This window comes from Aldersonia kunmingensis, assembly GCF_001646865.1.
Lineage (GTDB): Bacteria > Actinomycetota > Actinomycetes > Mycobacteriales > Mycobacteriaceae > Aldersonia > Aldersonia kunmingensis.
Genome location: NZ_LRRB01000214.1, coordinates 1 through 5,120 on the forward strand (window position 1 = coordinate 1; position 5,120 = coordinate 5,120).

Here is a 5,120-nt window from a genome sequence, read left to right on the forward strand (position 1 = left end):
GCTAATTGTCCGCCCGGTACCGTGACGACGTGCTTCTCAGTTCACTGAATCCGCACGCGGTCGCGCAGGGCGCGGATATCCCGGATGCCGTCACGATCGAGGGCGAGCAGTTCTCGCGCAGCGATCTGATCGGTGCCGCGACGTCTGTTGCCGAGCGGGCGGCCCGCGCCGAACGGGTCGCGATCCTCGCCGCACCGACTGCCACGACCGTGCTTGCGGTGGTGGGTTGTCTCATCGCGGGGGTGACCGCGGTACCGGTCCCGCCCGACTCTGGTGCCGCAGAACTGGCGCATATCCTGCGTGACTCCGGGGCGCAGGCCTGGCTCGGCACGGCACCAGCCGAATGTGAGGTCGAGCTACCGGTGATTCCGGTACGCCGGCACGCACGGTCGTGGCACAGCTACGCGGAGCCGGCACCCGAGAGCGCGGCCTTCGTGCTCTACACCTCGGGCACCACCGGGCCGCCCAAGGGCGTCGTGCTGAGTCGCGCCGCGATCGTCGCCGGACTCGACGCACTTGCCGAGGCCTGGGCATGGACCTCGAAGGACGTTCTGGTACATGGCCTTCCGCTTTTCCATGTGCACGGCCTGATCCTCGGCCTGCTGGGTCCGCTGCGCTTCGGCAGTCCGCTGATCCACACCGGCCGCCCTACGCCGGAGGCATACGCGCAGGCTCGCGGATCGATGTACTTCGGCGTGCCCACGGTGTGGTCGCGCATCGTCGAGGATCCCGAATCGGCGCGCGCCCTGCGCGACGCGCGGCTGCTCATATCGGGCAGCGCGCCGCTGCCGGTTCCGGTGTTCGAGCGGCTCGCCGAGCTCACCGGGCACGCGCCGGTCGAGCGGTACGGGATGAGCGAAACGATGATCACGGTGTCCACCCGCGCGGACGGGGAGCGGCGGCCCGGCTGGGTCGGCCTCCCGGTTAAGGGCGTCGAGTCCCGGTTGCGGGACGAGCAGGGCGGCGCGGTGCCACACGACGGCGAGAGCATCGGTGGGCTGCAGGTGCGCGGGCCGATGCTGTTCGACGGCTACCTCAACCGCCCCGACGCTACCGCCGAATCGTGGACAGATGATGGATGGTTCCGCACCGGCGACGTCGCCGTGATCGATTCCGGTGGGTTCCACCGCATCGTCGGCCGCGAATCGACGGACCTGATCAAGTCGGGCGGCTACCGCATCGGGGCGGGCGAGGTGGAGACCGCGCTGCTCGGCCATCCCGATGTCGCGGAGGCGGCGGTGGTCGGTCTGCCCGACGCCGACCTCGGCCAGCGAGTGGTCGCGTTCGTCGTGCTTCGGGCCGGAGCGAGCGCGCGTCCGGAAGCCCTTATCGAGCATGTCGCGGGGCAGTTGTCGGTGCACAAGCGCCCGCGCGACGTGGTCGTCCTGGATCAGCTTCCGCGCAATGCCATGGGCAAGGTGCAGAAGAAGCGGCTCGAGCAGCCGTAGAGCCGCCCGAGCCGCATCTCGTCCTCGGATCAAACGCTCAGGAGAGCGCGATACCGATCTTGTCGGCGAGGACCTTGATCATGTTCTGCACGCCGATTTCGTTGCGGCCGATGAGCATATGGTCGTGCTGACCGCGCCGCACACCCTCTCCACACTGCGGCAGCATCGCGAAATCCTCGTCCCGGACGGCGGCGTGAACCTGCGCGAAGATCTCGTCGTACATGGCCCGCTGCTCATCCGTGGTTGCGGGGTACGTCGCCATCCAGCTGTGCCGCACTTTACATTTGGTTGCCGACTTCACCGGCAGGATGTCGATGACCTCGACGCCGACCGGACTGTTGGCGAGGATGAGGTTCGGGTAGATCCAGTAGATGACGCCCATCTGCTGGCGCGGATCCCAATTGTCGGCGGGCTCGGTGCCCTCGAGATCCTTGATCCAGTTGAAGGGGAAGCCGATTCGGTGGTGGCTGCCGAACTGGTCGTAGACATGTGTGTTGGCGACGGTGTTCTGGCCGATCACGCTCTCGCCGTGCACGAACGGGAAGTGGTAGCCCTCCGCGAACGCCTCGAGGCCGCCCTTCCAGCTGACGTCGGATTCCAGGAAGCGCTCGTCGTGGTAGCCGTAGTCCTGGTAATTCCATTGGGCGAGTTCGGGTCCCATCGGTCCGAGGTGCGCATCGAGATCGAGCGAGGCGTCCGCGGTGAGGACGGCCCAGACGAATCCGTATCGCTCCACGCTGGGTAGTTCGACGAGGCCGTACTGGTCTCGATCGAGGTCGTCGAAGCCTTCCTTCCCGGGCACGCCCTTGAGCTTTCCGGCGTTGTCGTACACCCACGAGTGGTACGGGCAGGTAAACCGGCGGGAGTTGCCCGAACCGCACGCCGGCATGGCACCGCGGTGGCGGCAGTAATTGAGCAGCACGTGGGCGACGCCTTCGCGGTCACGCGTAATGAGCAGGGAATCGCCGAGAACTTCACGGACGACGTAGTCGTGGTTGTTCGGGATCTGCGCGGTGGCCATCACCGGTAGTGGGGTGCGGCGCAGGACATTCGATTCCTCGATCTCCGCCAGCTTGTCGTCACGGTAATAGTCCAGCGGCACGCGCAGCGGCGCGTCGGCCATGTCGGTCGTGCCGGCCAGGACGAGGTCGAGGCCTCGGCGCGTGAGTTCGTGATTGAGCGGAGTATTCGCGGTACCGATGGTGGATGTCATGCGAGAGACCTTCCGGGAGCTGATGCCTTGACCATACACATCGATATTCGAATGTCTAGTCATCGTCGAGGGGCGCCCATATAGGGTGATGCGAACGCGCACAGTTTGGTGTGGCCGCGCATGCCTGGGCGTGCGCGAAAGCCGTAGAAGGTGCGCGACGGTGCGGTGCCAACAACCGCGGCCGGGCGAGAGGGAGTGTCATGCGAACGCACGGATGGGCGGGGGAAGCGCCCACATCCGACGACGAGGCCGTCGAGCGGATCCTCCGTGCGGCAGGGGAGATCATCGACGCCGGCACGGCGGAGCCCAGCATTGCGCGCGTCGCGCAGAAGGTGGGCGTCACTCGCCAGACGGTCTATCGGTACTTCGACAGCACGGATGCGCTGCTCCAGGCCACGGCGGAGTTCGCGACGACCGAATTCCTCACCGGGCTCGCGTCCTCGATGCGGGGCATTACCGACCCCGCGGCGGCAGTGGTCGAGGGAATCGCGCTCACCCTGGAGCGATTGCGGGAAAACCCGCGGTTCTCGCTGATCCTGGCACCCGAGTCGCGCGGTCGCTTCGTCTCTGCCGTCACGTCGGACACGGCGCGATCGCTCGGGCGCTCGATCATCGACGGGTTCGATGTGGACTGGGTGGAGCACGGTTGGACCTCGGCCGATCTCGACGAGCTGGTCGAACACATGCTGCGCACCGTCCAGTCGTTCATCGTCGATCCCGGCATTCCGGCCAGGACGGGAATCGAGTTGAGGTCGTACCTGTGGCGTTGGGTGGCGCCGCTGCCCCGCAGGACCGCCAGATCCCCGATCGCCGCGGCGGAGTGACCGCAGCGGGCTAGACATAGCCAACGCCATCTGTATGGCCAGGTCTTGGACGAGGCTTGTCCGTGCCGAGGAGCCCAGTGCGGCGAACCGAATGCCACGGCGAGCGAGCGATCGGTCGTTCGGATCCGCACGCAGGCAAGGGCTTCCGGCAGGATTCACGGCGATTCCAGGAATTGCCCGTCGAGATGCGAGTGGATACCCTCATCCCGGTTTCGGTCGGCGGGGATGGGGCTCAGTGTGCCGGCGGCGAGTGGAAATGGATTAGCAATGGGACGAATTCGTCTGCAGCTTCGTAAAGCATTTGCCGCACAAGCAATCGCGGTCGCGGTTGTCGCGTCGACCGGCGCTGTCTTTGCGCTCGGAGCCGGCACGGCCAATGCCGCACTCGACGATACGAAGCAGATCGAGACCGGCGACAATCTGACAATCGAGGCCCGCCAATCGGATACGGATATCCGGTTCGTCGCGCCGTTGGACGGCAATCCGCTGACCCGCGAGTGGTTTCACGACGCTATCGCTGGTTTCCACATCGACGGCGCCGGCGCCGATGAGTTCCTCGGCAAGATCACCATCGGCTACCAGATCGGTTATCCGGCCACCCTGAGCGGCCAGATCAAGTTCTCCTACACCTCGCCGACCCTGAGCCTGGGTCTCGGCTTGAACAATGGGCCCACCGTCGGCAACCTGGTTCCGACCGTCGGCGTCGAGATCTCTGCCGGTTTCGGCCCGGGCATCAAGAGCGTCGACATCGCGACGGTAGCGATCGCGGGCGCAGATGGCTGGATCAAGATCGCGGGAGTCCATGGCACCGTGACCGGCGTGGTCGGTCGGACCACGATCCGCCCGTATGTCACGGTGACGAGTGTGCGCGGCGACACCGTGACCACCTATGGCAAGGATTGGAAGGCCTGATCCAGGCGCCCACCCCTTCCATCCGGGCGCCGCTCCGTGCCATTCTTAGAACACGTTCTAGAAATGACCGAGTTTGACAGGGAGTGCACGTGGGGCGTTTCGCGCGGGAAGAGCTGACGGCGGCGATTCGCCACTACGACGAGGTAGTGGCTGGTTGTTCGCAATCGGGGGACTGGTCGCCATTTGCTGATCTGTTCACACCGGATGTCGAGTACATCGAGCACGCGTACGGCGTTTTCCACGGTCGCGACGCTGTGCGCGTCTGGATCATCGAGACGATGGCGCCGTTCCCGCAGATGCGCATCGCGCAGTCGTGGAAAGCCTTCGATGACGAGAATGACGCCGTGGTGTTCGGCGTGGACAACATCCTCGATCACCCGACCGAGCCGGGCGTCGAGTTCTCCTTCCCGAACTGGTCCCGCGTCGTTTACGCCGGTGACGGGCTGTTCTCCTCGCAGGAGGACGTCTACAACCCGGTGCGCGATGCACCGCGGGTGGTCACCGAATGGGTGCGCGCCGGCGGCAAGCTGCTCGCTCCGCCCGCGCGCATGCAGCACATCGGGTCGTAACCCGACCCGAAACGCGCCCACCGCGGCGTAGCGTGACGCGCATGCGGACCTTGGCCTCGCTCGCCTGCGCCGCGGTCGCCGCGGCGACCATGACGATCGCCGGGTCCCCGGAAAGTGTTGCCGCACCGGTTTGTCCCGGTGCCGGGCAAGCGCC

The 5,120-nt window shown here is 66.2% G+C and carries 5 protein-coding genes; 4 read left to right on the forward strand and 1 reads right to left on the reverse strand.

The annotated features are described in order from the left end of the window. Positions 1–29: 29 nt before the first annotated feature. Positions 30–1,448, forward strand: coding sequence for an acyl-CoA synthetase (locus A8G08_RS16605; protein WP_068276358.1), 1,419 nt, complete (start codon positions 30–32; stop codon positions 1,446–1,448). Between the two features lie 37 nt (positions 1,449–1,485). Here A8G08_RS16605 and A8G08_RS16610 read toward each other — a convergent pair whose 3' ends face one another. After that, a complete protein-coding gene (locus A8G08_RS16610; protein WP_068276370.1) occupies positions 1,486–2,661 on the reverse strand; it encodes an aromatic ring-hydroxylating oxygenase subunit alpha in 1,176 nt (391 codons plus the stop codon). 200 nt (positions 2,662–2,861) lie between these two features. Here A8G08_RS16610 and A8G08_RS16615 point away from each other — a divergent pair, with 200 nt between their 5' ends. The 3 genes from A8G08_RS16615 (at position 2,862) to A8G08_RS16625 (ending at position 4,966) form a co-directional block, all read left to right on the forward strand. Continuing rightward, positions 2,862–3,485 (forward strand): TetR/AcrR family transcriptional regulator, encoded by a 624-nt coding sequence (locus tag A8G08_RS16615; RefSeq protein WP_068276361.1) that lies wholly within the window; start codon positions 2,862–2,864, stop codon positions 3,483–3,485. 267 nt (positions 3,486–3,752) lie between these two features. Next, positions 3,753–4,397, forward strand: coding sequence for an MspA family porin (locus tag A8G08_RS16620; protein ID WP_068276364.1), 645 nt, complete (start codon positions 3,753–3,755; stop codon positions 4,395–4,397). 89 nt (positions 4,398–4,486) lie between these two features. Then, positions 4,487–4,966 (forward strand): nuclear transport factor 2 family protein, encoded by a 480-nt coding sequence (locus A8G08_RS16625; RefSeq protein WP_068276367.1) that lies wholly within the window; start codon positions 4,487–4,489, stop codon positions 4,964–4,966. Positions 4,967–5,120 lie beyond the last annotated feature (154 nt).